We start from the raw sequence: 2,838 nt of genomic DNA, 5'->3' as shown, positions 1-2,838 counted from the left end.
TTGCTGCGAAGCATGAGCCTTTAGCAAATTAAAAAATAATACTGAAAGAGCCTTCCCAAACGCGGTGTGGAAGGCTCTTTGTTTTTAGGCATTTACGCCAAATCCAAGTCAGCTCAATGTATTTGAGGCTAGACATCCAATGACGTGAAAACTCATTTTCGACATTTGGAGGACGAAAGATGATAAGTCAACCTGTTAAAATCGGTGACGATACCGCCGTAGTCATTCCAAGCGCAATCCTGGCTCAGCTCGGGATAAGGGAAGGAGATACCCTAGAAATCGCACTGAATAAAGACAAAATGGAAATTAGGAAGATGGTGTTGAAAACCAGCACTCCAACTTACTCTGAAGATATTGAGGAGAATTGAGTTAGAGAATCTTGGTTTGTCGGATACACTACTGGTTTCGCAAAACTGGCGCTTGCCGCTGTCTTTGAACTATCGATAACTACAATAAGAGGTAAGGTACTATGCAAGGTATCCTCTCTATACAATCTCATGTTTCTTTTGGTCATGCTGGTAACAGCAGTGCCGTTTTCCCAATGCAACGCATGGGCTTCGAAGTATGGCCGATTCATACCGTTCAATTTTCTAACCACACGCAGTATCAAGAAGGCTGGACTGGGCGAGCGTTTGCGGCTGAAGACATCAGCGAGTTAGTTCGTGGTCTTAGTAACATCGGTGCATTGGAAAAGTGCCAAGCGGTGTTGACGGGCTACCAAGGCAGCGCAGAGCAGTGCCTTGCTGTCGAAGAAACCGTGACGAAAGTGAAACAAGCAAACCCGAACGCACTTTACGTTTGCGACCCTGTAATGGGCGCGCCAGACAAAGGCTGCATTGTGGCTCCGGGCATTGCTGAAAATCTTCTAACGCGTTTGATGCCAATGGCGGACGTGATCGTTCCGAACCAATTCGAGCTAAGTCAATTTTCTGAGATGGAAATCCACTCACTAGACGATGCGATCACCGCATGCCAACGTGCGCTAGAAAAAGGTCCAAAAGTGGTGCTAGTTAAGCACCTTTACTGCCTAGAAAATGGCAGCTTCAATATGCTATTGGCTACGCAAGAAGGCATTTACCTTGCGAAGCGTCCTCAATTTGAGTTTGCTAAACAACCTGTTGGCGTGGGCGATCTTATTTCAGCTATCTTTACCGCGGGACTCTTAAAAGGCTGGTCTCCCAAGCAAGCTTTCCAACATTGTCATGACGCATGCTACGGGGTGTTAAGTGCAACGTACCATGCAGGCGAATGGGAGCTGCAAACTATTGCTGCGCAGCAAGAGTTTGTTGAGCCAAGTAAGCATTTCTCAATTGAAGAGGTGGCTTTGGTCACCGCGTAATTGAGCGCAATTAAACAAAAAAGGGGAGCCATCATCGGCTCCCCTTTCTCTTTGTTCTGTCAGTCTTACTGAGCTTTTTGCTGCTCTGATTTACAAACTGCTGCCGTAAAGACAACGTCTGTTGAGCTGTTTAGCGCAGTTTCTGCAGAGTCTTGAATCACACCGATAATGAAGCCAACCGCTACAACCTGCATTGCTACGTCGTTTGAGATACCAAACAGGCCACACGCAAGTGGGATAAGTAGTAGAGAGCCACCTGCAACACCTGATGCGCCGCATGCAGAAACCGCAGCTACAATACTTAGAAGTAGCGCAGTCAGTAGATCAACTTCGATACCCATAGTGTGCACAGCTGCAAGCGTTAGTGTTGTGATAGTGATTGCAGCACCAGCCATGTTGATGGTCGCACCTAGAGGGATAGATACTGAGTATGTATCCTCGTCCAGTTTTAGCTTCTCACATAGTGCCATGTTTACTGGAATATTCGCCGCACTTGAACGAGTGAAGAACGCTGTTACACCACTTTCACGTAGACAACGGAATACAAGTGGGTAAGGGTTTTGTTTGGTTTTAACGAACACGATCGCCGGGTTTACAACGAGTGCGATGATCATCATTGCGCCAAGAAGAACCGCCAGAAGGTGTGCGTAGCTTGCTAGCGCGCTAAAGCCCGTTGTCGCAAACGTTGAAGCAACCAAGCCAAAGATACCAAATGGTGCAAGACGAATGATAAAGCGCACAATGTGAGACACGCTGTGGCTTAGATCTTCAAATACGGCCTTCGTTGTTGCCGATGCGTGGTGTAGTGCAAGACCCAGACCCACACCCCAAGCAAGAATGCCGATGTAGTTTGCTTCTACTAGTGCATTTACTGGGTTGTCGACCAGTTTAAACAACAATGTGCGTAGAATTTCAGCAATACCTTGAGGAGGCGTTGCACCTTCAGCGCCGGTGACAAGCGTTAAATTGGTCGGGAAAAGGAAGCTTAGAACCACTGCTGATAGCGCCGCGAAGAATGTACCCATCAGGTACAGTACAACGATTGGGCGCATGTAAGTGTGTTGGTTTTTCTTTTGGTTTGCAATTGAAGCGGCAACCAAAATAAACACAAGAATTGGCGCGATCGCTTTAAGCGCACCGACAAAAAGGCTACCAATTAATCCCGCGCTTTCGGCATGGCTTGGAGAAATTGTCGCGAGCAAAATACCAAAGACGATACCGACAAGGATCTGGACGACGAGGTTACCACGAGCATATCGGGCAACGAGGCTGTTGTGTTGCATACATCATTCCTGCAATTTTATGCCAGAGTGGCAGGGCAATAGTCCATCATTACACGGCGATAATGCCCTTATATTACAAGGGGTGAGCATTGCTTCTGGTCACTAAGACACATGATTATCAATTATCCTGTTTTTATAAATTCAGCCATTTTCTTGCTGAATATCACATATCTTAGCTTGGTAATATTTTGTGTCTAGTTTTAGTTTGTTTTTGGA

General features: G+C 46.4%; 3 protein-coding genes. 2 read left to right on the top strand and 1 reads right to left on the bottom strand.

The window, feature by feature from the left end:
* Positions 1-179 precede the first annotated feature (179 nt).
* Positions 180-368 carry an AbrB/MazE/SpoVT family DNA-binding domain-containing protein gene (locus CAG68_RS21095; RefSeq protein ID WP_086047213.1) on the top strand — a complete coding sequence of 63 codons (189 nt, stop codon included), beginning with the start codon at positions 180-182 and terminating at the stop codon, positions 366-368.
* Positions 369-469: 101 nt separating this feature from the next.
* Positions 470-1,339: a pyridoxal kinase PdxY gene (pdxY, locus tag CAG68_RS21090; protein WP_086047214.1), complete on the top strand. Its 870-nt coding sequence runs from the start codon at positions 470-472 to the stop codon at positions 1,337-1,339.
* 65 nt (positions 1,340-1,404) lie between these two features.
* Here pdxY and sstT read toward each other — a convergent pair whose 3' ends face one another.
* Positions 1,405-2,622, bottom strand: a complete 1,218-nt coding sequence (sstT, locus tag CAG68_RS21085) for a serine/threonine transporter SstT (protein ID WP_005374821.1) — start codon at positions 2,620-2,622, stop codon at positions 1,405-1,407.
* Positions 2,623-2,838 lie beyond the last annotated feature (216 nt).

It is taken from the genome of Vibrio sp. V42_P2S4T144 (assembly GCF_009904715.1).
GTDB lineage: Bacteria > Pseudomonadota > Gammaproteobacteria > Enterobacterales > Vibrionaceae > Vibrio > Vibrio alginolyticus.
This window is presented reverse-complemented; position numbering and strand designations above follow the sequence as displayed.

Coding starts and splice junctions, on each gene's coding strand:
- CAG68_RS21095 (WP_086047213.1), top strand. CDS start 180: ATGATAAGTCAACCTGTTAAAATCGGTGACGATACCGCCGTAGTCATT.
- pdxY (WP_086047214.1), top strand. CDS start 470: ATGCAAGGTATCCTCTCTATACAATCTCATGTTTCTTTTGGTCATGCT.
- sstT (WP_005374821.1), bottom strand. CDS start 2,622: ATGCAACACAACAGCCTCGTTGCCCGATATGCTCGTGGTAACCTCGTC.